The 26,983-nt window shown below is 73.8% G+C and carries 20 protein-coding genes; 8 read left to right on the forward strand and 12 right to left on the reverse strand.

Features of this window, described 5'->3' with window-relative positions:
• The first annotated feature begins 30 nt into the window (after nt 1–30).
• The gene (locus tag Sri02f_RS25930) at nt 31–465 is read left to right on the forward strand and encodes a subtilase-type protease inhibitor (protein ID WP_109003718.1); all 435 of its coding nucleotides are present in this window, start codon (nt 31–33) and stop codon (nt 463–465) included.
• A gap of 139 nt (nt 466–604) precedes the next feature.
• Here Sri02f_RS25930 and Sri02f_RS25935 read toward each other — a convergent pair whose 3' ends face one another.
• The 9 genes from Sri02f_RS25935 to Sri02f_RS25975 form a co-directional block, all read right to left on the reverse strand.
• Nucleotides 605–865 carry a CDGSH iron-sulfur domain-containing protein gene (locus Sri02f_RS25935; RefSeq protein ID WP_109003719.1) on the reverse strand — a complete coding sequence of 87 codons (261 nt, stop codon included), beginning with the start codon at nt 863–865 and terminating at the stop codon, nt 605–607.
• A gap of 68 nt (nt 866–933) precedes the next feature.
• Entirely contained in the window at nt 934–1,983 is a 1,050-nt protein-coding gene (locus tag Sri02f_RS25940; protein WP_109003720.1) for an iron-containing redox enzyme family protein, read from the reverse strand.
• An 88-nt stretch (nt 1,984–2,071) separates the two neighbouring features.
• Nucleotides 2,072–2,266 (reverse strand): hypothetical protein, encoded by a 195-nt coding sequence (locus Sri02f_RS25945; protein ID WP_109003721.1) that lies wholly within the window; start codon nt 2,264–2,266, stop codon nt 2,072–2,074.
• Nucleotides 2,267–2,375: 109 nt separating this feature from the next.
• Nucleotides 2,376–3,389, reverse strand: a complete 1,014-nt coding sequence (locus tag Sri02f_RS25950; RefSeq protein ID WP_109003722.1) for a Ppx/GppA family phosphatase — start codon at nt 3,387–3,389, stop codon at nt 2,376–2,378.
• Nucleotides 3,390–3,618: 229 nt separating this feature from the next.
• A complete protein-coding gene (locus tag Sri02f_RS25955; RefSeq protein WP_109003723.1) occupies nt 3,619–5,121 on the reverse strand; it encodes an MFS transporter in 1,503 nt (500 codons plus the stop codon).
• A gap of 266 nt (nt 5,122–5,387) precedes the next feature.
• Complete coding sequence (locus Sri02f_RS25960) at nt 5,388–8,240, reverse strand: NHLP bacteriocin export ABC transporter permease/ATPase subunit (RefSeq protein WP_109003724.1); 2,853 nt, start codon at nt 8,238–8,240, stop codon at nt 5,388–5,390.
• Nucleotide 8,241: 1 nt separating this feature from the next.
• Entirely contained in the window at nt 8,242–10,464 is a 2,223-nt protein-coding gene (locus Sri02f_RS25965) for an NHLP family bacteriocin export ABC transporter peptidase/permease/ATPase subunit (protein ID WP_109003725.1), read from the reverse strand.
• Nucleotides 10,461–11,267, reverse strand: coding sequence for an HlyD family efflux transporter periplasmic adaptor subunit (locus Sri02f_RS25970; protein ID WP_109003726.1), 807 nt, complete (start codon nt 11,265–11,267; stop codon nt 10,461–10,463). The genes Sri02f_RS25965 and Sri02f_RS25970 overlap by 4 nt, the downstream gene beginning before the upstream one ends.
• An 87-nt stretch (nt 11,268–11,354) precedes the next feature.
• A complete protein-coding gene (locus Sri02f_RS25975) occupies nt 11,355–11,570 on the reverse strand; it encodes a hypothetical protein (protein WP_062643340.1) in 216 nt (71 codons plus the stop codon).
• Nucleotides 11,571–12,385: 815 nt separating this feature from the next.
• Here Sri02f_RS25975 and Sri02f_RS25980 point away from each other — a divergent pair.
• Nucleotides 12,386–13,960: a S1 family peptidase gene (locus Sri02f_RS25980; RefSeq protein ID WP_167467619.1), complete on the forward strand. Its 1,575-nt coding sequence runs from the start codon at nt 12,386–12,388 to the stop codon at nt 13,958–13,960.
• A gap of 76 nt (nt 13,961–14,036) precedes the next feature.
• Here the strand turns inward: Sri02f_RS25980 and Sri02f_RS25985 are convergent, their stop codons facing one another.
• On the reverse strand, nt 14,037–16,178 hold the full coding sequence (locus Sri02f_RS25985) for a SpoIIE family protein phosphatase (protein ID WP_373865128.1): 2,142 nt from the start codon (nt 16,176–16,178) through the stop codon (nt 14,037–14,039).
• A gap of 437 nt (nt 16,179–16,615) precedes the next feature.
• Between Sri02f_RS25985 and Sri02f_RS25990 the strand changes: the two genes are divergently transcribed.
• The 3 genes from Sri02f_RS25990 (at nt 16,616) to Sri02f_RS41810 (ending at nt 19,783) form a co-directional block, all read left to right on the forward strand.
• Complete coding sequence (locus Sri02f_RS25990; protein ID WP_109003729.1) at nt 16,616–19,057, forward strand: SpoIIE family protein phosphatase; 2,442 nt, start codon at nt 16,616–16,618, stop codon at nt 19,055–19,057.
• A 121-nt stretch (nt 19,058–19,178) separates the two neighbouring features.
• Nucleotides 19,179–19,550 (forward strand): DUF6479 family protein, encoded by a 372-nt coding sequence (locus Sri02f_RS25995; protein WP_174855708.1) that lies wholly within the window; start codon nt 19,179–19,181, stop codon nt 19,548–19,550.
• A gap of 62 nt (nt 19,551–19,612) precedes the next feature.
• Nucleotides 19,613–19,783: a hypothetical protein gene (locus tag Sri02f_RS41810; protein WP_167467620.1), complete on the forward strand. Its 171-nt coding sequence runs from the start codon at nt 19,613–19,615 to the stop codon at nt 19,781–19,783.
• Between the two features lie 206 nt (nt 19,784–19,989).
• Here the strand turns inward: Sri02f_RS41810 and Sri02f_RS26000 are convergent, their stop codons facing one another.
• Nucleotides 19,990–21,921 (reverse strand): glycosyltransferase family 2 protein, encoded by a 1,932-nt coding sequence (locus Sri02f_RS26000; RefSeq protein ID WP_109003730.1) that lies wholly within the window; start codon nt 21,919–21,921, stop codon nt 19,990–19,992.
• A gap of 136 nt (nt 21,922–22,057) precedes the next feature.
• Between Sri02f_RS26000 and Sri02f_RS26005 the strand changes: the two genes are divergently transcribed.
• Nucleotides 22,058–22,558, forward strand: coding sequence for a metallophosphoesterase family protein (locus Sri02f_RS26005; protein ID WP_109003731.1), 501 nt, complete (start codon nt 22,058–22,060; stop codon nt 22,556–22,558).
• A gap of 256 nt (nt 22,559–22,814) precedes the next feature.
• Nucleotides 22,815–23,738 (forward strand): aminoglycoside phosphotransferase family protein, encoded by a 924-nt coding sequence (locus Sri02f_RS26010; RefSeq protein ID WP_109003732.1) that lies wholly within the window; start codon nt 22,815–22,817, stop codon nt 23,736–23,738.
• 2 nt (nt 23,739–23,740) lie between these two features.
• Here the strand turns inward: Sri02f_RS26010 and Sri02f_RS26015 are convergent, their stop codons facing one another.
• The gene (locus tag Sri02f_RS26015; RefSeq protein WP_109003733.1) at nt 23,741–24,844 is read right to left on the reverse strand and encodes an XdhC family protein; all 1,104 of its coding nucleotides are present in this window, start codon (nt 24,842–24,844) and stop codon (nt 23,741–23,743) included.
• A gap of 239 nt (nt 24,845–25,083) precedes the next feature.
• Between Sri02f_RS26015 and Sri02f_RS26020 the strand changes: the two genes are divergently transcribed.
• Nucleotides 25,084–26,955 (forward strand): endoglycosylceramidase, encoded by a 1,872-nt coding sequence (locus Sri02f_RS26020; RefSeq protein WP_109003797.1) that lies wholly within the window; start codon nt 25,084–25,086, stop codon nt 26,953–26,955.
• The last annotated feature ends 28 nt before the right edge of the window (nt 26,956–26,983 follow it).

A 26,983-nucleotide genomic window follows, 5' to 3' on the forward strand; every position in this document is an offset into this window, starting at 1 on the left:
ACCCCCGAATCGAGCGGAAGGATGCACACAATGCGGAACACCGCGCGCTGGGCAGCGACCCTCGGCCTCACGGCCGTCACCGTCTGCGGATCCCTCACCGGACCCGCGCTCGCCGCCCCGGCCGCAGCGCCCACCTCCCTCTACGCCCCGTCGGCATTCGTGCTGACCGTGGGCCACGGAGACAGCGCCGCCACCGTCAACGCGGCCCGGGCCGTGACTCTGAACTGCGCCCCGACCCCCTCGGGCACCCATCCCGCCGCCGCCCTGGCCTGCGCCGAACTGCGCGCCGCCGGCGGGAACCTCGACGTCCTGGCGGGTCCGAGCGGCGCCGTGTGCACCAAGCAGTACGACCCGGTGGTCGTCACCGTCGACGGCGTGTGGCAGGGCAAGCGCGTCGACTTCGAGCGCACCTTCGCCAACGAGTGCGTGAAGAACGCTGCCGCGAGCAGCCTCTTCGCGTTCTGAGACCGGGATCACGTGGTTCCCGTGGACACCGAGAGAGGCTCGTGAAGTGGGGAGTGCGAGCCCCTTACGCGAGGGACTGTCGTGATCCCGCCCCCGGAGGCCGGGCGGGAGGTGTGGGGCCCCCGGCCGGCCTCCGGGATCAACGCTCTTCCGCTCCGGGGCCGGACTGTCCGGCCCCGGAGCGCTGTGCCGGGGCCGGCTTGCGCTCCCGGTCGCGGTGGCTCGTGTCGCACCAGGGATAGCGCCGGCTGCGCCGGCAGGTGCACAGGGCCACCCGGAAGCGGTCGGAGGCGACCGTGGTGCCGTCCTCCAGTTCCACCTCGACCGGGCCCTCGACGAGCAGGGGGCCCCGGTGCTGGACGCGGATCCGGCAGGGCCTGTCGGCAGGGGAGTTCGGCACGGACGACCACCTGTCCCTCGTTCTTGTCGTTCTCGTCGCTCTCGTCGGCTGTGTCCGGTACCCCGGCATCAGGGAACGCGGAGCCTTTCGGATTCCGGACGTGCGGCGGTTCCGTCGCCCGTGGAGTCCCGCGGCGCGGGCCGCAGCGAGGACTCGCCCCTGCGCCAGGCGGCCAGCAGGCGGTCGGCCAGACGGTCCTCCAGGAACCCCGTGACGTCGAGACCGAAGACGACGTCCGCTGCCAGATGGGGTTCGTCGGCGAGCAGGCCCCCGATCACCTCGTGGCGCACGACCTGCTCGTGCACCGCGTCGGCCTCGACGTGCTCGTCGTAGAAGTGCACGGCGGCGGGTCCCGCGTCGGTACGGCGCATCGCCTCGGCCAGCCGTCGGGAGCCGGGCGAGGAGGTGATTTCCACCGCCGCGAAGTGGCCCACGAGGGCGCCCCTGAGGGACCGGTGCAGCCCGAGGAGGGACATCAGGTTGACCGTGGCCAGCGTCTCGGCGCAGGCCACGTCGAGATAGCGGCCGTACGCGGTGTCCAGACCCAGGTCCGTCATCAGGTCGGCGAACAGCTGCGCGTGGACGCGCTCGGGTCGGCCGCCGCCCCACTCGTCGAACTCCACCGCCGCCATCGCGGCCTTGGCCCGGCCCGACAGCCTCGGCAGCACCCAGGCGTGCGGGTCGGCCTCCTTGAGGTGGTACAGGGAGCGCTGCATCGCGTACTCGCCCACCTGCCACCGCTCGCCCTCGCCGGACAGGAAGTGACTGACGCCCGCGCCCTCGGCGGGCTCGACGAGGAGATCCGCGAGCGCCTCGTCGACGGAGGCGTGCACCGGGGTGTCCTCGCGCAGGGCGGTCAGGAAGAGGTGCTCCAGCGCGGCCCGCACCCGCAGCAGATCAGGGTCCCATTCGCGGTCCGGGGCCACGCCCGCGAAACCGCGGTAGTGGAGCTCGTAGCAGAGGTACAGCGCCAGCTGAAGGTCGTCGCCGTACGGGGACGCGGCGGCGACCGTCTCGTCCGCCGGGAGCGGACCCGTGCCCGACAGATGCGCGCGGACCGCTGCGGAGACCGGGCCGCGGGCGGCCGGCAGCCGTGGTCCATGGGGGTCGTGTGCCATGCGGGCCGGGTACCCCGCGCCCGCCCGGCCACCCCTGCGACGTGCGGCGCACCCGCCGCGCCGGCCGCACGTGCCCCTCCCCGGGGGCTCAGTCGTCCTCGGACTCCTCCCGGGCCCGCCGGTCGGCGGCGAGGGCGTCGGCCGCCTCGCTCCTGCGCCGGCGGCGCTCGCTCTCCTGGTCGTCGACGCGCGTCTCGGCGTCCTCTATCTCGCGCAGCACCTCCTCCAGCGGGGTCCGGGGGCGGTTCTGGCCGGTGTCGGGCTGTTCTTCGTGGTCGGACACGAGGGGGGTTCCTTTTCGTCGGGGGCGCACGGTCGCGTCGTCCGGCGGACGGAGCGGTGGGCGGCCGGGGGCGGTGTGCGCGCGGGCGGCGGCCGGGACGTCCGCCCGGCTAACGGCCGTGCTGGGCGAGGCGCAGGGGGACCGGCTCCGCGGGCGCGTCCGGCTCCTCGTCGGCGATCCGGGCCACCTCCGCCCACCAGGCCGGTCCGTCCTCCAGATGGCGCAGCATGATGCCCTCGCGGATCGCCCACGGGCAGACGGTGACCGATCTCAGCCCGGTGAGCTTCATCGCCGTGTGCCCGATCACCGCACCGGCCAGGCTCTGCGCCGCTCGCGGAGCGGAGATGCCGGGCAGCCGGGCGCGCTCGGCCGCGGGCAGGGCGGCCAGGGTGCCGATGGCCTCGCGCAGGTCACGGCGGTGCAGGGTGCGGTCCATGAAGGGACCGTGCCGGCCGGGCGCGGCACCGCACAGCCGGCCGAGCTGCTGGAAGGTGCGGGAGGTGGCCACCGCCGTGCGCGGCCCCTCCCAGCGGATCCGGGCGGCCACGTCCCTGAGCTGGTGGCGGATCCGGCGTCGGGCCGCACGCAGCAGCTCCGGCGTCGGCGGGTCGACGCCGGCGAAGAAGTCGTGGGTGAGCCGGCCTGCCCCGAGGGGCAGCGAGGCCACGAAGTCGGGCAGCCTGCCGCGGCCGAAGGCCACCTCGAACGAGCCGCCCCCGATGTCCAGCAGGGCGAGCGGCCCGGAGCGCCAGCCCATCCAGCGCCGGGCGCCGAGAAAGGTCAGTTCGGCCTCCACCTCGCCGGGCAGTGTGCACAGGGCGACACCGGACCGGGCCCGGACCGTGCGCAGCACCTCGCGCTGGTTGGGGGCCGCGCGCACCACGGCGGTCGCGAAGGCCAGCGGACCGGTCGCGCCCCAGCGGTCCGCCGTGCGGGCGGCCGCGGCGACCGCGCCGACGAGCCGTTCCACGGCCTCCTCCGGAATGGGGTCACCAGGTGCGACCTGCTCGGACAGCCGCAGCCGCCACTTCGCCGTGTGCACCGGCAGCGGAACTCCGCCCGCCGCGTCCGCCACCACCAGGCGGACGGTGTTCGACCCGACATCCAGAACGCTGATTCTCATGGCCCGCGAGTACCCAGCCCTAAACCTCTGCAGTCCGCGCACCTCTTCCCGGTACGCGTGCTCCCGGTGCGCCTTCTCCCGATACGCCCGTTCCCGGCCGGCCCGTTCCCGTTGGGCCCACCGCGCCCGTACGCCCACCGCGCTTCCGACGGGGGGCGACGCGGCGGGGCCGCCGTCCCTGCTGGACGGCGGCCCCTCTTCCCGGTGCGGCTCTCGATGCGAAGGCCCGTCACATGTGGATCACCGGGGCCGCGTCCGCGTCCTGCTCGGGGACACCGCGGCGGAAGAGCAGGAACGCGATGACCGCGCCGGCCGCGAAGAAGCCGGCCGACCACCAGAAGGCGGTGGTGTAGGCCTCGATGGTGGCGTGCGCCTGGACCAGCTTGTTCGTCGGGTCCTTGCCGGCCAGGTAGTCGGTCGCGGCGCTCGCGGCGAGGGTGTTCAGCAGCGCCGTGCCGATCGAACCGCCCACCTGCTGCATGGCGTTGACGGTGGCGGAGGCCACGCCCGCGTCCTCGGCGGCCACTCCGCCGGTGGCCAGCTGCATGGCGGGCGGCATGACCAGACCGAGGCCGAGGCCGGTGACGATCAGCTGCGGCAGCACCGCGCTCAGGTAGTGCGAGCCGATGCCGATCCCGGTCAGCCAGGCCATGCCGACCCCGGCGATCGCGAAGCCCAGCGGGATGACCGCTTTCGGGCCCAGGCGCGGCACCAGGACCGTCGTGCCGAGCTGCGCCGCCACCATGAGCGCGCCGACCATCGGCAGGAAGGCGACGCCCGTCTTCGTCGGGCTGAAGCCGAGGTTGAGCTGCAGGTAGTAGGTGAGGAAGAGGAACACGCCGAACATGCCGGCGCCGGAGATCAGCACGGCCAGGAAGGAGGCGGCGCGGTTGCGGTCGAAGAGGATGCGCAGCGGCAGCAGCGGGTGCGCGGCCCGCGTCTGCCACCAGGCGAAGGCCGCGAGCAGCAGGCCGCCGGCGATCAGGAAGCCCCAGGTCAGCGGCGAACCCCAGTCGTGCGTCTCGGCGTTGGAGAAGCCGTAGACCAGGGCGAACAGTCCGGAGGCGACCAGGAGGGTGCCGGGCACGTCCAGCTTGGAGTTCTCGGCGTCGCGGTGGTTGGAGAGCAGGATCCAGCCGCCCGCGAAGGCGACGACGGCGATGGCCACGTTCACGTAGAGGGTCCAGCGCCAGTCGAGGGCGTCGGTCAGGACGCCGCCGAGGAGCAGGCCCACCGCGCCTCCGGCGCCGGCGATGGCGCCGTAGACGCTGAACGCCTTGGCCCGCTCCTTGGCGTCGGTGAACGTGGTGTTGAGCAGCGAGAGGGCGGCCGGTGCGAGGAGCGCGCCGAAGGCGCCCTGGAGCGCGCGGGCGGTGACCAGCATCTCGAAGTCGGTGGCCGCGCCGCCGAGCGCGGAGACGGCGGCGAAGCCGACGACGCCGATCAGGAAGGCCGTCTTGCGGCCGAAGAGGTCGGCTATCCGGCCGCCGAGCAGCAGCAGGGAGGCGAAGGCCAGCGCGTAGGCGGTGACGATCCACTGCCGGTTGCCGTCGGAGAAGCCGAGGTCGGCCTGGGCGGAGGGCAGGGCGATGTTCACGATGGTGGCGTCCAGCACCACCATCAGCTGGGCGAGGGCGACGACCGCGAGGATCCACCATTTCCTGGCGGATGCCGCGGACGGCTCCTGTTCGGCGCCCGTGCGGGTGCCGTCCGTCAAGGTCTTCGAAGGCATGGGGAACCACTCCAGGAACGAAGGGCAAAGAACACGTAAACGAAACTGTTTCGTACACATCGAGGCTAGACCAGTTTCAGCGAAACGGCAAAGTTTCGTTAGCGCGCCCCGGCCGACTTCTCCTCCGGCGGGTCCGAGCCGGGGCGGCGGGGGAGGGGAGGGGAGGGAAGGGAAGAGCGGAGAGGGAGAGGGGGAGAGGGAGGGTGAGCGCGGGGCGGGTGCAGGGATCGCGAGGCCGACGGCGGCCGGGAGCGGACCGGACGCCGTCAGGCCAGCTGCCGTCGCACCAGCTCGTGCAGCCGGCCGCCGGTGTCCGCGAGGAGCTCGGCGGGCGGGCCCTGCTGGGCGACCTTGCCGTTCTCCATCACGATCACCCGGTCGGCGTCCAGCACCGTCGACAGACGGTGCGCGATGACCACCCGCGTGGCGTTGAGCTTGCGGGTGCTCTCGATGACCGTGCGCTGCGTCTCGTTGTCCAGGGCGCTGGTCGCCTCGTCGAAGAACAGGATCCGCGGCCGGCGGATCAGCGCCTGGGCGATCATCAGACGCTGACGCTGGCCGCCCGAGACCGACCCGCTGCCCGAGACGATCGTGTGCAGCCCCATCGGCATGCGCTTGATGTCCTCCGCGAGACCCGCCATCTCGGCGGCCGCCATCGCCTCCTCGGGCGTGTAGGCCTCCGTGCCGCAGATGACGTCCAGCAGGGAGCCGGTGAAGGGCTGGGCGTGCTGGAGCACCACCCCGCACTGGCGGCGCACCGCCGACTGGTCGAGCGCGGCCAGGTCCTGGCCGTCGTACAGGACGCTGCCGGAGACCGGCTTGTCGAAGCCGATGAGAAGCCGCAGCAGCGTCGACTTGCCGCAGCCGCTCGGGCCGACGACCGCCACGAACTCGCCCGGCCGCACCTCGAAGGAGACGTCGTCGAGGACCAGGGGACCGTCGTCGGAGTAGCGGAACGACAGGCGGCGGGCTTCGAGCGCGCCGGTCAGCCGGCCCGGGCGGGTGTTCGACGTGCGGACCTCGGGGGTGGCCTCCAGCACCGGCCGGATCTCCTCGAACAGCGGCAGCGCGGCCACCGCCGACACGAACGCTCCGGTCAGCGACGTCACCGAGGTGAGCAGCATCGTCATCGACGTGTTGAATGTGAGGAAGTCCGCCGCGGACAGCGCGCCGCGGGCCGGACCGGCCAGCAGCATGAACATCAGCAGCGAACAGAACGGCAGATACACCGCGCCCAGCACCGTGTTGAGGTTCTTGATCCGGCCGAGTCGCTGCTGCAGCTCACGGCTGCGCGCGAACTGCCCCGCCCAGGCCGCGTACGCGTAGTTCTCGGCCGCCGCCACCCGCAGCTTCGGCAGGCCGCGCAGCGTCTGGAACGCCTGGTTGTTGAGCTTGTTGGAGAGCACCACCAGCCGCCGCTGCCAGCGCACCTGCCACAGCCCCAGACCCAGGAACACCGCGGCGATGACGGTGAGCATCCCGATCGCCGCCAGCGCCATCGGCACGCTGTACCAGAGCAGCAGCCCCAGGTTCATGGCGCCGACGGTGACGGACTGCGCCACCGACGGACCGAGTCCCGCCAGCAGCCGCCGGATGGCGCTGATGCCCATGGCGGCGCTCGCCAGCTCGCCCGTGGAACGCTCGGTGAAGAACTTCGTCGGCAGCCTGAGCAGCCGGTCCCACACGGCGGGCTGGAGCGTCGCCTCGATCCGGCCCTCCATGCGCAGGATGGTCAGATTCTGCAGCAGCATGAACGCCGCCGCCACCACACTGCTGACCATCACGGCCAGGCACACCTGCACGATCAGCTCCTGCTGGGCCCTCGGCACGTACTGGCCGAGCACCTTGCCGGTGGCGATGGGCACCAGCGCCCCGATCGCCACCGTCACCAACCCGCTGAGCAGCAGGTTCGTCAGGTCCGAGCCGGTGCCGCGCATGCTGAACCGCAGCAGGCCGAGCGGGCCGAGGCCCTGCTCCGGCAGCGGCCGGTAGAACATGACGGCCCGCGGCTCGAACTCCGCCGCGTTGGCCTTCTCGACCGGCGTCTCCCGCCCGGTGGCGGGATGGACGGCGACATAGCCCCCGCGTCGCCACAGCAGCGCGACCGGGGCCCCAGACAGCGCCCGGTGCCCGACCAGCGGGCCCACGTCGTCCCGCCACCAGCGTCCGTCGAGGCGGACGGCACGGGCGCGCACCCGGGAGGCCAGGGCGACCCGCTCCACCGGGTCGAGGCGGTCGCTGTCGGCGCCCGTCCGGGACGGCTCGGCCAGGGTGATCCCGGCGGCCCGGGCGACCAGCCGGCAGGCGGCGAAGGTGGCGTCGGCGTCGGCGGACGTCGTGCGGCGGTCCGACTTCCCGCCGATCGACGCCAGGAGCGTCCGGTCGGCCTGGTCGCGGACCGCCTCACCCGCCTTGATCCCGGCCGCCGTACGCGTCTCGTGGCTGCGCTCCAGCTGTTCGATCCAGCGGTCCAGCGTGGTCAGCAGCCGGTACTGCTGGTCGACCATGGACTGCCACACGGCAGGGTCCATCAGCAGGTCGGCGGCCGCCTCGGCGCCGTACAGCGAGCCGTACTGCACGCTGCCCGGCGGGACCTGCATCCAGAACACGTCGTCGTCGTCCCCCGTGCCCGCCGGCACGCGCGCGGGCGCGCCCCCGTCCTCGGCGGCCCCCTCGACGGCCATCGGCGCCTGGAACAGGATCGACAGGCCGCGGCCTGCGCCGAGGGCGAGCGCGTACTCCAGAGGGCTCGACGTGGGCGGCACGTACTGAGGGTTGCCGTACTCGTCGTAGGACCAGGTCTGGGTGCTCGCGGGCTGGTACAGCTCGCGCAGCCCGACACGGTGCACCACGCAGTCGCGCGACGGGCGGGCGACGAGTGTGTGCTGGGGTCCGGCCACCGGGCCCAGCAGCAGGGACCCGGCCTCCAGGCGGCCCAGATGATGCCAGTGGCCCTGCTGCCCGGCGTCCACCGCGAACAGGTCGAGCGCGCCCGACGCGACCAGCCACAGCGCCTGCGGACCCTCCAGGTCCAGGCGGCTGAGGCCGGCGCAGTCCCTCCGCGACCCCAGCTGTCCCAGCGCGGTGAGAACGACGTCGTCCCCGGGTACGGCTGTCATCTCATCGCTCCCTGACCAGGGCCGCGTACGCACCGCCGCGCGCCACCAGTTCCTCGTGCCGACCGCGCTCCACGACCGTGCCGTGCTGGAGCACGACGATCTCGTCGCTGTCGCGCACCGTGCTGAGCCGGTGGGCGATCACCACGCACGCACAGCCGCGCCGGCGCAGGTTGTCCATCACCGTCTGCTCGGTCTCCGCGTCCAGCGCGCTGGTCACCTCGTCCAGCACCAGCACGCTGGGCCGGCGCACCAGCGCCCGGGCGATCTCCAGACGCTGGCGCTGCCCGCCGGAGAAGTTGCGGCCGTCCTGCTCGACCCTGCTGTGGACACCGCCGGGCCGGCGCATGACGACGTCGAGAAGCGCCGCGTCGCGCAGCGCGTCGAGGACGGCGTCGTCGGGGATCGACGGGTCCCACAGCGCCACGTTGTCGCGGACCGTGCCCTCGAAGAGGAACACCTCCTGGTCGACGAAGGAGACGGAGGAGGCCAACGCCCCGCGCGCGATGTCCTCCAGGCGCTGCCCGTCGATGCGGATCACGCCCTCCCAGGGCGTGTACAGACCCGAGATCAGCCGGGACACCGTCGACTTGCCGCTGCCTGAGCCGCCGACCAGCGCCACCTGCTGCCCCGGCCCCACGGTCAGGTCGAAGCCGGTCAGCAGCGGCTTGTCCAGCGGGCTGTAGCCGAAGGCGATGTTCTCCAGCTCGACGTGGCCCCGCAGCCGCCGGGTGGAGTCGGCGCCCGGGCGGCGGTCGTAGAGCGGGTCGGAGCGGAAGTTCTCCACGTCCTTCAGCCGGGCCACGTCCGCCGCGAAGTCCTGGATCCGGCCCGCGACGCCGTTCAGCCGGGTCAGCGGGGCGGTGAAGCGGGTGACCAGGGCCTGGAAGGCGACCAGCAGGCCCACCGAGATGTGGCCCTCGATCGCCCGCATGCCGCCGATCCACAGGATCAGCGCGCTGTTGAGCGTGGCGAGGGTCGGCGCGACCACGCCCAGCCATGCGCTCGGCGCCCCGAGGCGCTGCTGCTCCTCCAGCGTCGTGGCGTGCTGCCCGGCCCACTTGCGGAAGTAGCCGTCCTCGCCGCCGGTCGCCTTCATCGTCTCGATCAACTGCAGCCCGGTGTAGGCCGTGTTGGTGAGCCGTGCGTTGTCCGCGCGCAGCTTCGCCGTCCGCGTCGCCCGCATGCGGATGACGATCCGCATCGCGACGACGTTGAGCAGCGCCACCCCGATGCCGACGTACGTCAGCTGCGGGTCGTAGGTGTAGAGGAGGACGGCGTACAGGACGACGACCACCGCGTCCACGCCCGCCGAGGCGAGGTCGCGGGCCAGCGTCTCGGCGACCGCGTCGTTCGACTGCAGGCGCTGGACGAGGTCGGCCGGACTGCGCTGGGAGAAGAAGGTCACCGGCAGCCGCAGCAGATGGCGCAGGAAACGGGCGCTGGACAGGGTCGAGGAGATGATCCGGCCGTGGTGCAGATTGGCCTGCTGGAGCCAGGTGAGGGCGACCGTGAGCGCCACGCAGGCGCCCATCGACGCGAACAGCACCGTCAGCAGGGAGGTCTGACCGCCGATCAGGAACATGTCGATGTAGGTCCGGCTGAGCGCCGGCACCGCCGCGCCCACCAGCACCAGCAGCAGGCTCGCCAGCACGGCCGCCGGCATCGTGCCCGCGGTCCCGCGCAGCCGGGCCGGCATCGCGCCCAGCACGCCCGGCTTGCGTCCGCCCCGCTCGAACCCCTCGCCCGGCTCCAGGACCAGCACGACCCCGGTGAAGCTGCCGTCGAAGTCCTCCATCGGCACGAACCGCCGGCCCTTGCCGGGGTCGTTGACGAACACGCCCCGGCGGCCGAACCGCCGGCCGAGCCCCTCGTAGACGACGTAGTGGTTGAAATCCCAGAAGAGGATCGCCGGCGCCTTCACCTGGGCGAGGGCCGCCAGGTCCATCTGCATGCCCTTGGCCGTCAGGCCGTAACCGCGGGCCGCCTTGAGCAGGTTGCTGGCGCGCGAGCCGTCGCGCGAGACGCCGCACGCGATGCGCAGCTCCTCCAGCGGAACGTGCCGGCCGTAGTGGCCGAGGACCATGGCGAGCGAGGCCGCCCCGCACTCCACGGCCTCCATCTGGAGCACGGTGGGCGTACGGACCGTCTTCGCCGAGGACTTGGGGACCGTGCGCCTGGGCGGCGCGGCCCGGCGCCGGCCGCGGGTCTGCTCGTCGGTGCTCATGGCAGCAGCCAGTCGACGGGACGCTGATCGGCCAGCCGGATCGAGCCGGTGGCCAGGGTCATGGAGGCGAGGGCGTACGGCGGGCCCTCCGCCGACGACCACTTGTAGCCGCTCTTCGTCGCGGCGGACCTGTCGAGGCGCACCAGCACCGCCACCGGGCGGCCGTCCTCGGTGAACTGCTCACCCAGCTGGCTGTCGCCGAGGAAGGCGGAGATCTGCCGCGCCGACTGGACGTTGCGGTCCACCGACTTCACATGACCGCGCAGCACGCCGAACTCCTGGGAGGGCACGGTCTGCACGGTGAGGTCCACGGGCGCGCCGACCGGCACGGAGGCCGCGTTCTGCGCGGGGACGTACACCGTCGCGTACAGCGGGTCGTCGGGGTCGGCGACCTTCTCCACGGCGGCGACGTTCGCGCCGGTGGAGATGATCTGCCCGATGGTGGCGGCGAGCGCGGTGACACGGCCGGCGGCGACCGTCCGCACCACGGTGTCGCCGTCGGCCGTGCGCACCTTCAGCACGGGGGCGTCGGCGGGCAGTCGGCGGCCCTCCTGCGCGAGCACCGCGGTGACCTGGCCGGCCACCGGGCTCTGCAGGATGTAGCTGCCCTCGCCATGGGTGAGGACGGCGGGCGCGCTCACGGTGGAGGCGACCGAGCCGGTCACCGCCCACACGGACGCGGCCACCACGACGACCACGGTCACGGTCAGCACCAGCCAGCCCTGAGGGCGCGCGAAACGCACCGGCAGGTCGAGTTCCTCCGGTGACTGGAGCTTGGCGAGAGCCTGTTGACGGAACTGCACGGGACTTCCCCCGGGAGGGTCAGGACGCCGACGAGTCCCGGAGCCGGGTGAGGGCTCCGGGACTCGAAGGGGTCACGCAGGGCGCGATCAGAGACCGGCGACCAGGTTGGTGACCGGGGCCGTGTTCAGGCCGGTGACACCCTCGACCGTGCCGACGACCGTGTTGACCAGGCCGGAGACCGGGGCAACGCCGTCCACCAGGCCGGTGACGGTGCCGACGGCGTTCAGGGACAGACCGCCGGAGACGTTGTCCAGCTCGGCGTCGGAGATCTCTACGGTCTCAACCTGGGGGGTGGAGTTCATGGGGGAACTTCCCTTCACATGGATATCTCATAAGGGGGAGCGGCCCCCTCTGGGGACAGATGACGGCCGCGACCGCGGGGCCGGGCTTCCCGTTTCCGGGAGGCCGCTGCGGCCCTGCGATGCGATGGATCAAAGCAGGTCCACGGCCGACGCTTCCAATCAATCCCCCCTCTCACCTGGGCACTTGCGTCACAGGAGCGGGAAACCGTGCAGGTGTGCCCACGCCTTGTCGGCGACTTCTTCACACCTCCGGCCGAATTCGCTCGGATGAGCGTCGGGCGCTCTCGCGGCTAATCGGACACTCCTGCCCCTATGGCATGACGGCCGTCGCCGAGTTGTGCAGAACCCCCGCTCACGGTGACCTGGTTGAGCATTCCCTGTGCAGATTCCCTGAAGCGGGGATTCCGCTTCTGATCGTCGACACAGCGTGTCCGGGCGGCGACGGAGGGTGCCGGGTGCGGCACCGGGGCTCCGGTACGCGGCCGCCCGGCCCGCGCAGGGGCGGCCACCTCTCGGATCAGGACACCGGAACCGGGCGCCGCGCGTCGCGGCGCAGTCGGTTGCCGCTCCGTCGTCATGTCTTTCGGGCGGGATCCCGGCGCCCTCGCCGGCCGCCGTCGGCCTACGGGCGACTGCCCACCCGCCCGATCCGGCCGGCCGCGGGTCATGGCCGATTCAGCCTTGTGCAAAGGAAGTTGGCAAACGCGATTGAACGCGCCGCGCATCGGCTGCGTACTCATGGCCAACCAGGCGCCGCTGTACGGAGCTGCCGAACCCCCGGCAGCCGGACCCCGTCCCCCAGGAGGTCGAGTTTTTTGAGTCACAAGCGAGTTACGAAGCGCAAGGCCATCGTCGCGGCTGGCGGTGTGGCGGCGCTCGGAGCGGCGGCCATCCTGCTTCCCCAGGCCAACGCCTCTCAGGACAGCGGTTCGGGCAACACCGCCTCGGTGAAGACCCTGAAGGCGGGCAACGCCTCGGACCTCGCCTCACAGCTGCAGAAGATGCTCGGCGACACCTTCGCCGGCTCCTACTACGACGCAGCCGCCAAGCAGCTGGTCGTCAACGTGGCGAACGTCTCCGGCGACCAGAACGGCGTCGTCGAGCAGGCGAAGCGGGCGGGCGCCAAGGTCCGTGAGGTGGACAACAGCACGGCCGAGCTCAAGGCGGCCGCCCAGACGCTGAAGGCCAAGGCGACCATCCCGGGCACCTCCTGGGCCGTCGACCCGAAGACCAACAAGCTCCTCGTCACCGCCGACTCGACCGTCACCGGCGGCAAGTGGAACCGGATCGAGTCGACCGTGAAGAGCCTCGGCTCCGGCATGGCGACGATCCGGAAGTCGTCCGGCGCCCTCAAGCCCCTGGTCTCCGGCGGCGACGCGATATTCGGCGGCGGAGCGCGCTGCTCCCTCGGCTTCAACGTGAAGGCGGGCGACGGCTCCGCGGCCTTCCTGACGGCCGGTCACTGCGGGGTCGCGGCCAAGCAGTGGTCCGACTCCCAGAACGGCCAGCCGATCGCCACGGTCGACCAGGCGACCTTCCCCGGCAACGGCGACTTCGCGCTTGTGAAGTACGACGACCCGAACACCCAGGCGCCCAGCGAGGTCAACACCGGTCAGCAGACCGTCGCGATCAGCCAGGCCGCCGAGGCGACGGTCGGCACGCAGGTCCTCCGGATGGGCAGCACCACCGGTCTGCACGACGGGCAGGTCCTCGGCCTCGACGCCACGGTCAACTACCCCGAGGGCACCGTCACGGGCCTCATCCAGACGAACGTCTGCGCCGAGCCCGGTGACAGCGGCGGCTCGCTCTTCACCCAGGACGGCCAGGCCGTCGGCCTGACCTCGGGCGGCAGCGGCGACTGCACCGCGGGCGGCGAGACCTTCTTCCAGCCGGTGACCACCGCGCTGGCGGCGGTCGGCGCGACCCTCGGCGACGGTGGCGCCGGTAACGCCGGAGGCGCGGGCAACGCGGGCGGCGCTGCTGGCAACGCGGGTGGCGCTGCGGGCAACGGCGGTGCCGTGGACCAGAACGGCGACGGCATCGACGACCAGACCGGTGAGCCGATCCAGGGCGCCGGCGCGGCGGGCAACGGCGGCGCTGTGGACCAGAACGGCGACGGCATCGACGACCAGACCGGTCAGCCCATCCAGGGCGGCGGCGCTGCGGGCAACGGCGGTGCCGTGGACCAGAACGGCGACGGCATCGACGACCAGACCGGTCAGCCCATCCAGGGCGGCGGCGCCGCGGGCAACGGCAACGCCGACGGCGGCGTGAACGAGACGGGCAAGGGCCAGAACCAGACCGGCAACGGCCAGAACCAGACCGGCAACGGCGGCCACCAGGCCGGCAACGGTCAGGAAGACGGCTCGGGTGTGACGCAGTCGCACTGACACGGCGTCATCCGAACGGTCCGGCCCCTCCGGCGGGGGGCCGGACCGTTCGCGTGCGCGCCCGACCGCCCGGCCTTCACCGGTCCTCCCACGGCCGCAGCAACAGCAGCGCCACGTCGTCGATCCGTTCCTCCGCCGCCGCGTAGTGCCCCACCAGTTCGTCGGCCACTTCCTCCAGCGGGCGGTCCCCGGCCGCGCCGAGCCGGCGTCCCAGGTCCGCGACCGCGTCCTCGATGTCTATGCCCGGCCTCTCGATGAGCCCGTCCGTGTAGAGGGCGAGGACACAGCCCGTGCTCAGCTCGACCTCCGTCGTCGGATACGTCGCCGAGTCGTCGATGCCCAGCAGCGGGCCGCCGGCGAGGTCCAGGACGCGCACCCGGCCGTCCGGCCGGCGCAGCAGCGGCGGGGGATGCCCGGCCCGGGCCATGACGGCCCGTCCGCGGGCCGGGTCCAGCCGCAGGTACAGACAGCTGGCGAGCAGCTCGGAGCCGAGATCGATCAGCAGCCGGTTGGTGCTGCGCATGACCTCTCCGGGTTCCTGCCCGACCGTCGTGTACGCGCGCACCGCGGTGCGGATCTGCCCCATCAGCCCGGCCGCGGTCACGTTGTGCCCCTGCACGTCCCCGATCACCGCCGCGGCGAGCGGGGGCGAGGGCACCAGGTCGTAGAAGTCGCCGCCGATCTCCATGCCCCGGGTGGCGGGCAGATAGCGGGCGGTCGCCTCCAGGCCGGCCAGCGACGGCAGCGAGGGCGGCAGCAGCGCCGCCTGGAGACCGTGGGCGAGCTGGTGTTTGACGTCGTACAGCAGGGCCCGGTCCAGGGCCTGGGCGATCAGCCCCGCCAGGCTGGCCAGCACCGCACGCTCGTGCGTGGAGAACCGGCGTGGTTCGGCGTAGGCCAGCACACAGGCGCCCACCGGGCGGCCGGAGGCGATCAACGGCAGATAGGCCCAGGCGGCGAAGCCGTCGGGGGAGGTCTGCCGCGCCGGATACAGGCGTTCCAACTGCTCCCGGGAGTCGAAGAACGCCGGAACCCCGTGGGCGACGGCGTGCGCGCCCGGGGTCGGGGCGGTGAGCGGCATCCCGTCGAACCGTTCCACGGCGTGCGGGTCGGGATACCCGTGGTGGCCGAGCACATGCAGCCGGCCGGCCTGCGCGCCGAGCAGCGCCAGGGCCTGGCTGCCCACCGCCGGCGCGATCTCGTCGGCGACCAGCCCCACCACGTCCTGCACGCTCACCGTCTCGGTGAGCGCCCCGGCCATGCTCAGCGCCTGCGACATCGACACGAGCCGGGTGGGCGCGTCCCCGGGCTTCTGACCGGGGGGCCGTATCTCGGACACGGCCCGGGCCCGGCTGATCCGGACGCTGATCCCGGTGGTGCTCGGGTACAGCCGGAACGACAGCCACTCGGAGGGCGGTCGCAGCGCCACGAACGAGGTGGCGTCCTGGCTGATCAGCGCGGCCCGGTAACGCTCCTCGTACATGGGATCGTTGAGCCACGGCACGCTCGCCCACAGCTGGGAGCCGAGCAGCCCCCGCACCGGGACTCCGAGCATCTCGGACGCGGCGCCGTTGGCGAAGCCCACCCGCCCGCTCAGATCCAGCGAGCACATCCCGTACGGCAGCCGGGCCACCATCCGGGCCGCCTCCAGCGAGCCCAGCGTGTCCGAGACGCCGCCGAGCGGCCCCGATTCCAGCAGGTCCGACTCGGCGCGCACCGCACGGTTGCGTGCCGCCGCGCGCTCCAGCCGCAGCGCCAGCCGCTCACAGGCCGACGTCAGATCCTGGCGCTCGCGGTCGGACAGCTCCGAGGGATGGGAGCCGGGCCAGGTGAGGAAGACGGCGCCGTACACCCGGGACGCGGTCGCGACCGGCAGCGCCACCAGCGCGAACGGATACGGCAGCACGACGGCGATCCGCGGATAGCGCCGGGCCATGTCCTCCTGCCCGCCCACCCACACGGGTCGCCGCTCGCGCACCGCCTCTGCCACCGGGATGGGCGCGCTCAGCCCGACCCGCTCCCAGGGCGCGGCGAAGGACCGCGGCAGACCCGCCATCACGGCCATCTCCAGCACCGGCTCGTCGCCCGGACGCAGGTAGACGGCGCCGGAGTGCGCCCCGACGTCGTCCATCATCGACGTCAGCGCCAGGGAGAGCAGCGGCAGGCCGACCGGGGCCCCCGGGGAGGCCGGCGCCTGGCCGGACGTCTGCTCGGGCACGGCGACCACCTCCTCGCCCGGCGCCGCGCGGCTCAGGCCTCAAATCTCCCCCCTGGCGACGCGACGCGCACGGCGAGCGGCGCCCCCGCCGAATGCCGTCTCGTACCCCGTCGGCCCGTTGTCATGCCCTCATGGCCGAAGCGCGCGGCGGTGCACGACCGCCCCGCGTGCGCCCCCGCGCACCCTGACGGCCGGATCGTCGCGCTCAGGAACGGTCGGGGGCCGAGGCGTGGATCTTCCGTCCCTGGGCCGGTCCCGGCGCCGGGGGAGCCGTCCGCGTCGAGCGGCGTCGGCGTCCGCACCTGTTCGGCGTCGTTCGAGCACGGCCCGGCCGCCGCCCCCGCACGCCCTCCGCCACCACTCCCGCGACGCCTGCGTCGCGCCCGAAACGGGCACAGGGGCTGCGCGCCGACCCCGATGGCGCTGTAATTGCGGTCGTGGTCAGTGAGGGTGCCGCGGAGCGCAGGGCGGGGTCTTCGCGTGCCGAAATCGCCCTCAAGACGATCACGGCCGATCTCGCCGCGCCGGACCGGGTGCGCCGCACCCTCGAACAGGCGCTCGTCTTCGCGGGCGCGGCCGTCGCCGCCCTCTACACGTCCGGGGCCGCCGGCGACCTGCTCTGCCTGGCCGAGGCGGCCGGTGTCCCGCGGACCCTGTACGGGCTGCGCGAGAGCTACCCGCTGGACGGCCGCTCGCCGGCCGCCGACGCCCACCGCCGGGGACGGCCGGTGTGGCTCGGCCCGGCGGAGCTCGCCGGCTGCCCGGAGTCACGGCGGATGCCCGCCCGGGACGTCCACCTGGCCGCCCTGCCCCTGCGCGACGGCGCGGGCTGTCTGCTCGCCCTCAGCGAGCGTCCCGGCGGCTTCGACGCCGACGACCGGGCCTGTCTGGAGCTGGTCGCCGAAGTCGTCGCCTTCCCCGCCGCGGTCGCGCCCGCCGAGGGCGAGGAGCTGCGCGCGGGCGACTTCAGCCTCGCCATGGACACCGGCCGGGTCGAGGTCGGCGACGAGATCCTGGAGCTGTTCCGGATGCCCCGCGCCGACTTCGACGGCCGGGTGGAGACCCTCCTCGGGCGCGCGGTCCCGGAGGACCTGCCGTCGCTCATGTCCGTCGTCGAGGCGGACCACATGTCGATCGGCGACCGCGAGCTGGAGTTCCGCGTGCTCCAGCCCTCCGGACCGCCGAGGTGGCTGCGGCTGCGCGGCCGGCTGCTGTCCGGCGGCGACGGCCGCCCCGCGCGGCTGGTCGGCACCGTCGCCGACGCCTCGGCCCTGCGCGACGAGGTCACCGACGTGGCCCGGGTGCAGCGGCTGGCCGCCGCGCTGGCCACCGCCGGCACCGTCCGCGACGTGAGCCAGGCCGTCGTCGCCGCCCTGCGCAAGCCGCTGCAGGCCGACCGGATCGCCCTCGCCGAGGTGGAGGGCGAGCGGCTCGTGGTCACCGTCCTCGACCCGCCCGAGCCGCAGTCCTGGCCCGCGCTGTGGCGGCTGGAGTGGCGCACCGAGTGGCCGGACGCGTCCGTGCGCGCCATGCCGACCCTCGCCGCCGCCCTGCGCGACGGGCGCGCCCGGATCTGGCCCGCGGGCACCGCCCTGGAACCGGCCCTGGCCGGAGTCGGCCCCGGCGGACTCGCCGTCCTGCCGCTGTCCGCGGGCGGTCGCACGGCGGGCGTCTGTCTCATCGGCTGGGACCGGCCGCACCACTTCGGGCCCGACGAACGCGCCCTGCTCACCGCCTCCGCCGGCCTCGCCGGCCAGGCCCTGATGCGCGCCCGCGCCTTCGACGCCGAGCACGAACTCGTCGCCATGCTGCAGCGCCAGCTGCTGCCGCGCCGGCTGCCCGTCCTGCCCGGTGCGGTCGCCGTCGCCCGCTATCTGCCCGCCACCGCGGGCCTCGAGGTCGGCGGCGACTGGTACGACGTCATCCCGCTGCCCGATCACCATGTGGCCCTCGTCATCGGCGACGTCCAGGGCCACAGTGCGGCCGCCGCCACCCTCATGGGGCAGATGCGCACGGCCCTGCGCGCCTACGCCGCCGAGGGCCATCCGCCGGACGTCGTCGTCGCCCACGCCAACCGGCTCCTGCTGGAACTGGAGACCGACCTCTTCGTCACCTGCTGCTACGTCGACGTCGGCATGGAGGACGGCACCGCCTGGTGCGTGCGGGCCGGGCATCCGCCGCCCGTCGTGCGTCACCCGGACGGCTCCACCGACATCGCCGAGACCGAGGGCGGCCCGCCGCTGGGCGTCGTCGCCCAGGCGGATTTCCCGATGACCCCGTTGCGGCTGTCGCCGGGCGCCGTCATCGCCCTGACCACGGACGGGCTCGTGGAGTCCGCCGACCTGGACATCGACACCGGCCTGGCCCGGCTCGCCCGCGGACTGTCCGCGTCCGACCCCGCCCACCTCGGACTCGTCGCCGACGCCCTGCTCGACGACGCCCATCGCGGCGACGACGTGGCCCTGCTCCTCATGCGCTACGACGGCATGGCCGTCAAACCCCTGCGCGAGGGCTGGACGGTGTGGCGGGTGCCCGAGGCGTCGCGGCACGCCCGCCGCTTCACCCGGCGCACCCTGCGCGTCTGGGGCGTCACCGAGACCGCGATGGACTCCGCCCTGCTCGTCGTCTCCGAGCTCGTCACCAACGCCCTGGTGCACACCGGCGGCCCGGTCCGCCTGGACCTGACCCTGATCGGCAGCCGCCTGCGCGTCGCCGTCACCGACGCCTCGCCCCGGACGCCCGTCAAGCCGACCGACCCGGGCTGGGAGGCCACCGGCGGCCGCGGCATCCTCCTCGTCGAGGCGGTGTCCGACGCCTGGGGAACCGTGCCGGTCAGCGGCGGCAAGCAGGTCTGGAGCGAGCTGGTGCTGCCCGGCTGACCCGCCGCACGGCACCGCCGGACCGTGCCGCGCGGCGCCCCCGGACCGTGTGCCGGGCACCGCCGGCACCGCGAGCCGGGCCGTCAGGTGTCCGCGGGCCGCGGCAGGGTACCCGGCGGCCATGGACAACTTCGCCTCCGCCTACCTCGCGGCATCCGGAAGGTCCGCCCTGGCCACCGTCGCCTTCATCGTCGTCGGGCTGGTGCTCGTGGGCGGTCTGATCTGGGCCTTCCGGCTCGGCCACAAGATCCGCCAGCGCGAGCCCGCACCGCCGAAGCCGCACGAACAGCCTCGGATGCCCGCGTCCGGACGGACCCACGAGAGCCGTACCCGCGAGCCGAACGAGATGCCGCGGGCGACCGACACGGGCGAACGTCTCACGCCCCACGAGTTGCGGACCACCGGCAGCAGGGAGAGCGCCGACCAGCGCCGCCCCCGCTGGGAGGAAGGTTCCGGCGGCTCGTTCGGCAGCGGCGGCCCGGGAGCGGGCTGAGCCGCGACAGCGGCCCCGTCGCCGACGGGGCCGCCGAAGGAACAGAAGGGTGTTGAACCGTCGTGACCGCGCACACCGAGGAGAAACCCGAGACCGGCCGACCCGAGACGGGGTGGGCCACGGCGCGTCGGGTGCGCCGTGTCCCCGCGGCGCCGCGCACCTGCCTGGCGGCGGTGGCCGCGCCCGGCACCCGGTCCGGCCCGGAGAGCAACATCATCCGGGGCGAGGACTGACCGGCCGGCGACGGAGCCGCCGGCCCCGGCCTCCGCGCACGACCCCTGCGCGCACGACAGTCCGCGACCGGTCATGACCGCAGTGCACGACAGTTCATGACCGCGCGGCGCGAGGACGGGCGCACAGCGAAGGACAGGCGCCCCGGCCCCGGAATCCCGCCCCGGCCCCGGAACCCGGCGTCGACCGCGCGGGCCGCGCTGCCGTCTCACCGGCGGGGCGGCGTCCCCCTGCCGAGCGCCCGGTAGAGCACGCGGCGCACCTTGCGGGCCAGCCGCCGTGCGCCGCCCGGCTGGGGCGCCGGAACCACGAGGGCGCCGTCCTGATCGACGTGCAGGGCGAAGGGCAGCGGGTGGAAACGCGCCCCCTCCGCTCCGGGGGAGAGGCACACCGCCGTCAGCCAGGTCCGGCCCCTGAGGCCGTCGACCGGCAGGACGGCCTCCAGCCGCCCGCCCGGGGACAGCGTGGCACCCACCTCCCAGGCATCGCCCGGCTTCACCGGCGCCAGCCGCAGCACGGCGTCGGCGCTCTGCGGCACATGCAGGGGCAGGACCACCCGGAACCGGTCCTCCTCCACGCTCACGTCCCCGGCCGACACCCGGCCCAGGCCGAGCCGCTTCGTCGCGTGGCCGACGTCCAGGGCGAGACTCGCGTACCGCTCCGTCCAGTACGGCAGCACCACACGGCCCGCCACCACCGCGGCCGGCGGGGTGGGCCGGCCGTGGCGGGCCGCCGGGCCCAGCCGCACCTCCTGCGTCCAGCCGCCCAGGCGCACGCGCACCCACATGTCCCACAGGCCCTCGCGGGGCGCGTCGCCGCTGACCGCGGTCGCCGGGTCGAGGACGGCCGTGGCCCGCAGGACGAGCCGCACCCGGCTGCCGTCGCCGGCCGGCACGGTCTCCCGGACCACCTCCACCGGCTGCAGGTACTGCGCCGAGCTGGTCCGCTCGCGCAGCAGCAGGTCGGGCACGGTCCGGTCGAACCGGGCGACGGTCTCCGCGCCCAGCAGGCGCACCGCCTCGGCGAGATCCCGCGGCGGCCACCGCGGGGAGCCGGCGGCAGACGGGAAGACCATCGGCGCGCCGTCGTGCGACATCTCGGCGGTGAACACGATCCGCAGCACGCCCTCCCTCCAGGCGACGTCCACGGGGTCGACGGCGAGAGCGACGCCCGTCTCCCACCGCGCGAACGCGACGACGTCGTCGTAGCGTCCCTCGGCGGCCAGCGCGGCGACGACCCGCCGGGCGGGCTGCAGCGGCGCCGCGACCCCCGGCCCGAACCGCTCGACGATCACCGCGTGGATCTCCGCGAACAGCTCCCTGCGGTAGTCCTCCGGCAGGTCCAGGAAGGCCCGGCCGCGCAGCCGCTCGACCATCTCCACGCGCAGCCAGCGCCGGAACAGGCTGTCGCGCAGCGGACCCGGTGCGGTGTACCGCTCGACGACGTCGAGGGCCTCCCGCAGGTTCTTGAAGTACCCCACCGGCTCGGGCCGCCGCAGGCCCGGGTCCGAGGCGTCGTCCCGTCGCACGTGGTAGTAGCAGACGTAGTCGCCGAGGACGCTGACGTTGCCCGCGCGCAGATAGGCCTCCGTGACGAAGACGTGGTCCTCCAGGCGGCGGCGCCCCTCGGGGAAGCGCAGCCCGGCCCGCTCCAGAAACGCCCGGCGGACCATCTTGTGCGGGGTGAGACTGTCGATGAGCGGCGCGGTCGCGACGTCCGCGCGCGGACGGTTCGCGCGGAACAGCTCCACCGGCGCCGCGCGCCCCTCGCCGGCCGTCTTGCCGACGACGACGTCCGCGTCGTTCGCGACCCCGTAGGCGTACAGCCGCTCCAGGGCCGCGTCGCCGAGGCGGTCGTGGTCGTCGACGAACATGACGTACTCGCCCCGGGCGGCGTCGATGCCGACGTTGCGGGGCCCGCCCGGCCGGCCCGAGTTCTCCTGGTGGACGACACGGACCCGCGGGTCCTCGGCGGCGAGCGCGTCGAGCAGGGCGGGGGTGGCGTCGGTGGAGCCGTCGTCGACGAAGATCACCTCGTACTCGTCCGGCGGGAGCGACTGCCCGAGCAGCGAGGCCACGCACGTCGCGATGCGAGGACCGGGGTCGTGGACGGGGACGATGACGCTGACCTTGACCGGCATCGGGCTCCTGGCCCCCTTGCTGGATCGCTCTGCCGCGCGCGGGACGGCAGGTGCGCGTGGCCCGATGCTAACCCCGTCGCCGGCGTCCCACCTGTCCTGGTCCGTCCCCTCGCCGCCGGTTTCGTATCCTGACGCCGTGCGTCTTCTGCTGATGTCCGACACCCACCTCCCCAAGCGCGCCAAAGTCCTCCCCGCCGCGCTGCTGGAGGAGCTCGCGCGGGCGGACGTGGTGATCCACGCCGGGGACTGGGTCGACACGGCCACCCTCGACCTGCTGGAGAGCCGCAGCCGCGCGGTCGTCGGCGTGTACGGCAACAACGACGGGCCGGACCTGCGCGCGAGGCTGCCCGAGGTGGCCCGGGCCGACCTGGGCGGAGTGCGCTTCGGGATCGTCCACGAGACCGGCCCGGCCCAGGGCCGCGAGGCCCGCTGCGCCGCCCGCTTCCCGGACCTGGACGTCCTCGTCTTCGGCCACAGCCACATCCCCTGGGACACCACCGCCCCCGGCGGGCTGCGTCTGCTCAACCCGGGCTCCCCGACCGACCGCCGCCGTCAGCCGCACTGCACCTATCTCACCGCCACCGCGGCGGACGGCCGTCTCACGGACGTCGTGCTGCACCGGCTGCCGGCGCGCTGAACCGGGCTTCCACGGGGGCGGGCAGGGAGCCCGACACGGGCCGGGCCGCTCCCGGCCGAGAAGGCCCGGGGGCGGCCCGGTACTTGCGGGTGTGCGTTGCTTCAACGGACCTCCTTCCTTCGCTGGACGAAGGGCAGAGGACGTGCATCCCTGTCCGTGCTTCGTCGCCTACCCATCCCGCGGCGTTCCATAACGGACCAAAACTCGTTTTTCGCATCGAATAAATCGGTGGACGTCCCGAGACGCGCCGGATGACATGGTGGGCGTGCTCATCGACACCGCGCTCGTGCGCCGTCTGCTCGCCGCGCAGTTCCCCCACTGGGCCCGGCTTCCCGTCGTCCCCGTGCCGAGATCCGGCATGGACAACGCCACCTTCCGCCTCGGCGGGACGCTGTCGGTCCGTCTCCCGCGCCACGCGCACTGGGCCGGCCAGGTCGCCCGGGAGCAGCGCTGGCTGCCCCGGCTCGCGCCCCTGCTGCCGCTGCCCGTCCCGGAGCCGGTCGCCCAGGGCGCGCCCGGCGAGGGCTACCCGTACCCGTGGTCGGTGTACCGCTGGCTGGAGGGGGAGACGGCCACGACCGAGGGCCTCGTCGACCCGGTGCGCACCGCCCGCGACCTCGCCGGCTTCCTCATCGCCCTGCAGGCCGCCGACCCCACCGGCGGACCGGGGCCGCAGCCCGGCAACGCCTTCCGGGGCGTGCCGCTGGGCGACGACCGCGACTCGATCGCCCACGAGAGCCGGGTGCGGCCCAAGATCGCGGCGCTGAAGGGGACCGGCCTCGTCGACGCCGACGCGCTCACCCGGGTGTGGGAGGCGGCCCTGGCCGCGCCCGCCTGGCGGAAACCGCCGGTGTGGATCCACGGCGACCTCGACGCGGGCAACCTGCTCCTGCGCGAGGGCCGGCTCGGCGCGGTCATCGACTTCGGGACGCTGGCGGTGGCGGACCCCGCGGTGGACCTGCAGCCCGCGTGGAGGTTCCTGCCCGCCGGGGCGCGTGCGGTGTTCCGGGAGGCGGTCGGCGCGGACGACGCCACCTGGGCGCGGGCCCGGGGCTGGGCGCTGGCCGGGTCGCTGCCGGTCCCCGACGACCCGTTCTTCCGCGACCACCCGGCCCGGATCACGGCGGCCCTGCACCACCTCGAACAGATCGTCGCGGACCACCGGGCGGACCGCGCCTGAGGTCACGGCCGCCGGCGATGGACCGGCCCCCGTGCGAGCGTCAGCGGAGCGCCGCTGCCGCCCCAGTGCAGCGCCACGATCTCGGCGGCCACCGACACGGCCACCTCCTCGGGCGTGCGGGCCCCCAGGTCCAGCCCGATCGGTGAGCGCAGCCGGGACAGCTCGCGCTCGGTGAGCCCGGCCGCCACGAGCCGGGCGCGGCGTTCGTCGTGCGTACGGCGACTGCCCATCGCCCCGATGTACGCGGCGGGCCGGCGCAGCGCGTCCTCCAGCAGCGGCACGTCGAACTTCGGGTCGTGGGTCAGGACGCAGATCACCGTGCGCGCGTCGGTGTCCGTGCCGTGCAGATACCGGTGCGGCCAGTCCACGACCACGTCGACGTCCGGCGGGAAGCGCCGGGGGGTCGCGAAGGCGGGGCGGGCGTCGCACACCGTGACGCGGTAGCCGAGGAAGTGCCCGACGCGGGCCACGGCGGCGGCGTAGTCGACGGCGCCGAACACCAGCATGCGCGGTGGCGGCGCGAAGGAGTGCAGGAAGACCGAGACGTCGTCCTCGCGCCGCCGGCCCTGCGGTCCGTAGTGGCGCACGGCGGTGGCGCCCAGGGCGAGTTCGCCGCGCGCGTCGGCCGTGACGGCCGCGTCCAGCCCGTCCGTGCCCAGGGAGCCGTGGGCGCGGTCGGGCCAGACGGCGAGGACCGCCCCGCGGGGCGCGGGGCCGTCGACGACCGAGGCCACCGCCACCGGCTCGCCCGCGGCCACCGACTCCGCGACCGCGCCGAACGTCGGATCGAGGCGGGGCGAGACGGCGCGCACCAGCACCGAGATCTCGCCGCCGCAGGTGAGTCCGACGGCGAAGGCGTCCTCGTCGTCGTAGCCGAAGACCTCCGTCCGGGCCGACCCGTCGGCGACCACCTCCCGGGCCAGCTCGAACACCGCGCCCTCCACGCACCCCCCGGAGACGCTGCCCACGACCTCGTCGCCGGGGCCCACCGCCATCGCCGCGCCCGGCTCGCGCGGCGCGCTGCCGGCGACGGCGACCACCGTGGCGAGACCGAACGGCGCACCTGCGGCGTACCACCCGTTCAGCACCGGAAGAATGTCGCGCATGTCCGCACGTTAAGCGCTGACCCGGGGGGAGGGCGACCGGGGGAGCGGCTTCGCCCCCTGCGGGCCCGTCGCCCCGGCGCGCTTCGGCGGCGGCCGCGCACCGGCCACGATCCGTTCCGCCGTGCGGAGTGCTTGGTGCGCGTGACGGGTCGGGTGGCCAACTGAGCTGACAGAAAGCCAACTTACTCGTGGGTCAGAAGGTATTGACGGTGTCCGGAAATCACCGGACTGTAGTGAACATGCCGAATATCCGGGCTCGTCTGCTCGCTGTTCTGGTAGTCCTCTGCGGACTCTGCGGCTTCCTGACGGTGGCGGGCTCCACGGCCGCCACCGCCACCGCCGCCGCCACGATCCCCGACTCCCTTCCCTTCGACGGCACGGCGCTCACCGTGTCGGGCGGCCGCTTCGTCGACGGCAACGGCCGCGAGGTCGTGCTGCGCGGCTACAACGTCTCCGGGGAGACCAAGCTCGCCGAGAACAGGGGCCTGCCCTTCGCCTCCGTCGCCGACGCCAGGAAGTCGGCGACGGCCCTGCGCGCCCTCGGCGGCGGCAACTCCGTTCGCTTCCTGCTCTCCTGGGCCTACGCGGAACCGGTGCGCGGCCAGGTCGACACCGCCTACCTGGCCGCCGCCACCGACCAGATGCGCACCTTCCTCGACGCCGGCATCCGGGTCTACCCCGACTTCCACCAGGACCTCTACTCCCGCTGGCTGTTCAACCCGGGCAGCTGGTACACCGGCGACGGAGCGCCCAAGTGGGCGGCGGAGCTGGGCGGTTACCCGAGCGAATCGTGCGGGATCTGCCTGCTCTGGGGACAGAACATCACCCAGAACAGCGCGGTCAAGGCCGCCCAGCACGACTTCTGGCACAACGACCACGGCCTCCAGGACTCCTTCCTGGCCACCGCCCAGCAGACCATGACGTACGTCAAGGCGAACCTCACCGCCGAGGAGTTCGCCGGCGTCCTGGGCTTCGACCCCTACAACGAGCCCTACGCCGGCCCCTACGACTCCGGCCAGACCAGCCGTAGCTGGGAACGCGACCTGCTGTGGCCCTTCTACGTGAGGTTCCGGGCCCGGATGGACGCGGCCGGCTGGACCGACAAGCCCGCCCTCGTCGAGCCGAACCTCTTCTGGAACGGCAACGTCAGCAAGGAGGAGGGCGGCCTCCTCGACGCGGGCACGCTCGGCTCCCGCTATGTCTTCAACACCCACTTCTACGACCAGAAGGCCATCTCCGGCATCCTGATGTGGGGCAACGCGGCGGACGGCCAGTACGTGACCGACCTCGGCACGGTCCGCGACCGCGCCGCCACCGCCGGGACGACCGCGATCGTCAGCGAGTTCGGCCACCCGCTGAACGGCAGCACCGCCGGCAAGGCGCCGACCGTCCTGAAGGCGATGTACCAGGGCCTCGACTCCCGTGTGAAGGGCGCCAACTGGTGGACCGCTCCGGCGGCTTCGGGTCCGGTCCTGTCCGGCTCGCAGTGGCAGTGGGACATCTACAACGGCCGTCACCACGAGCTGATGAACGACAACCCCGACAAGGTGCGCACGACCGGCGACGCCTGGAACGACGAGGACCTCTCCGCCGTACGCATGGACGACGGCGGGACGGTGACACTGCGTCAGGACGCGCGGCTGCTGGACCGCGTCTACCCGAGCGCCACCTCCGGCACGACCGTCGCCTTCACCTACGAGGACCGCTCCCGCGACGGCTCCACCACGCTCACCTGGAATCCGGTCCCCGGCTCCCTGCCCGACACGAAGCAGCTCGTGGGCTCCGGCCAGTACGGGTTGCTGGTGTGGCGTTCCAACGGCGGCACGGCGCCCACCGAACTGCATCTGCCGGCCTCCTTCCCGACCGCCGCGACCACGGTCGTCTCCGACCTCGGAACGGTCTACGCCCCGCCCGCGTACTCGGCGGCCACGAAGATCGGCGCGGCCGTCGAACCGGGCGGCACGGGCAGCCGTCGCCTGCTGCTCGGCGCCCAGGACTCGGGCGTCCTGCACTACGCCCTGGTGACCAACGGGGCCGTCGCGCCGTCCGCGGCCCTGCTGGCCGCCGCCCGTACGGAACTGTCGGCGTGGGCGGCCCAGAAGGCGGGGTGAGCACGCCGGACACGACGAAGGGGTGGGC

This window comes from Streptomyces rishiriensis (genome assembly GCF_003112535.1).
Lineage (GTDB): Bacteria > Actinomycetota > Actinomycetes > Streptomycetales > Streptomycetaceae > Streptomyces > Streptomyces rishiriensis.

Bases quoted from the DNA above. Each gene is read 5' to 3' on its own strand.
- Sri02f_RS25930 (WP_109003718.1), top strand. From the start codon at position 31: ATGCGGAACACCGCGCGCTGGGCAGCGACCCTCGGCCTCACGGCCGTC.
- Sri02f_RS25940 (WP_109003720.1), bottom strand. From the start codon at position 1,983: ATGGCACACGACCCCCATGGACCACGGCTGCCGGCCGCCCGCGGCCCG.
- Sri02f_RS25950 (WP_109003722.1), bottom strand. From the start codon at position 3,389: ATGAGAATCAGCGTTCTGGATGTCGGGTCGAACACCGTCCGCCTGGTG.
- Sri02f_RS25955 (WP_109003723.1), bottom strand. From the start codon at position 5,121: ATGCCTTCGAAGACCTTGACGGACGGCACCCGCACGGGCGCCGAACAG.
- Sri02f_RS25960 (WP_109003724.1), bottom strand. From the start codon at position 8,240: ATGACAGCCGTACCCGGGGACGACGTCGTTCTCACCGCGCTGGGACAG.
- Sri02f_RS25965 (WP_109003725.1), bottom strand. From the start codon at position 10,464: ATGAGCACCGACGAGCAGACCCGCGGCCGGCGCCGGGCCGCGCCGCCC.
- Sri02f_RS25975 (WP_062643340.1), bottom strand. From the start codon at position 11,570: ATGAACTCCACCCCCCAGGTTGAGACCGTAGAGATCTCCGACGCCGAG.
- Sri02f_RS25995 (WP_174855708.1), top strand. From the start codon at position 19,179: ATGGACAACTTCGCCTCCGCCTACCTCGCGGCATCCGGAAGGTCCGCC.
- Sri02f_RS26000 (WP_109003730.1), bottom strand. From the start codon at position 21,921: ATGCCGGTCAAGGTCAGCGTCATCGTCCCCGTCCACGACCCCGGTCCT.
- Sri02f_RS26010 (WP_109003732.1), top strand. From the start codon at position 22,815: ATGGTGGGCGTGCTCATCGACACCGCGCTCGTGCGCCGTCTGCTCGCC.
- Sri02f_RS26015 (WP_109003733.1), bottom strand. From the start codon at position 24,844: ATGCGCGACATTCTTCCGGTGCTGAACGGGTGGTACGCCGCAGGTGCG.
- Sri02f_RS26020 (WP_109003797.1), top strand. From the start codon at position 25,084: ATGCCGAATATCCGGGCTCGTCTGCTCGCTGTTCTGGTAGTCCTCTGC.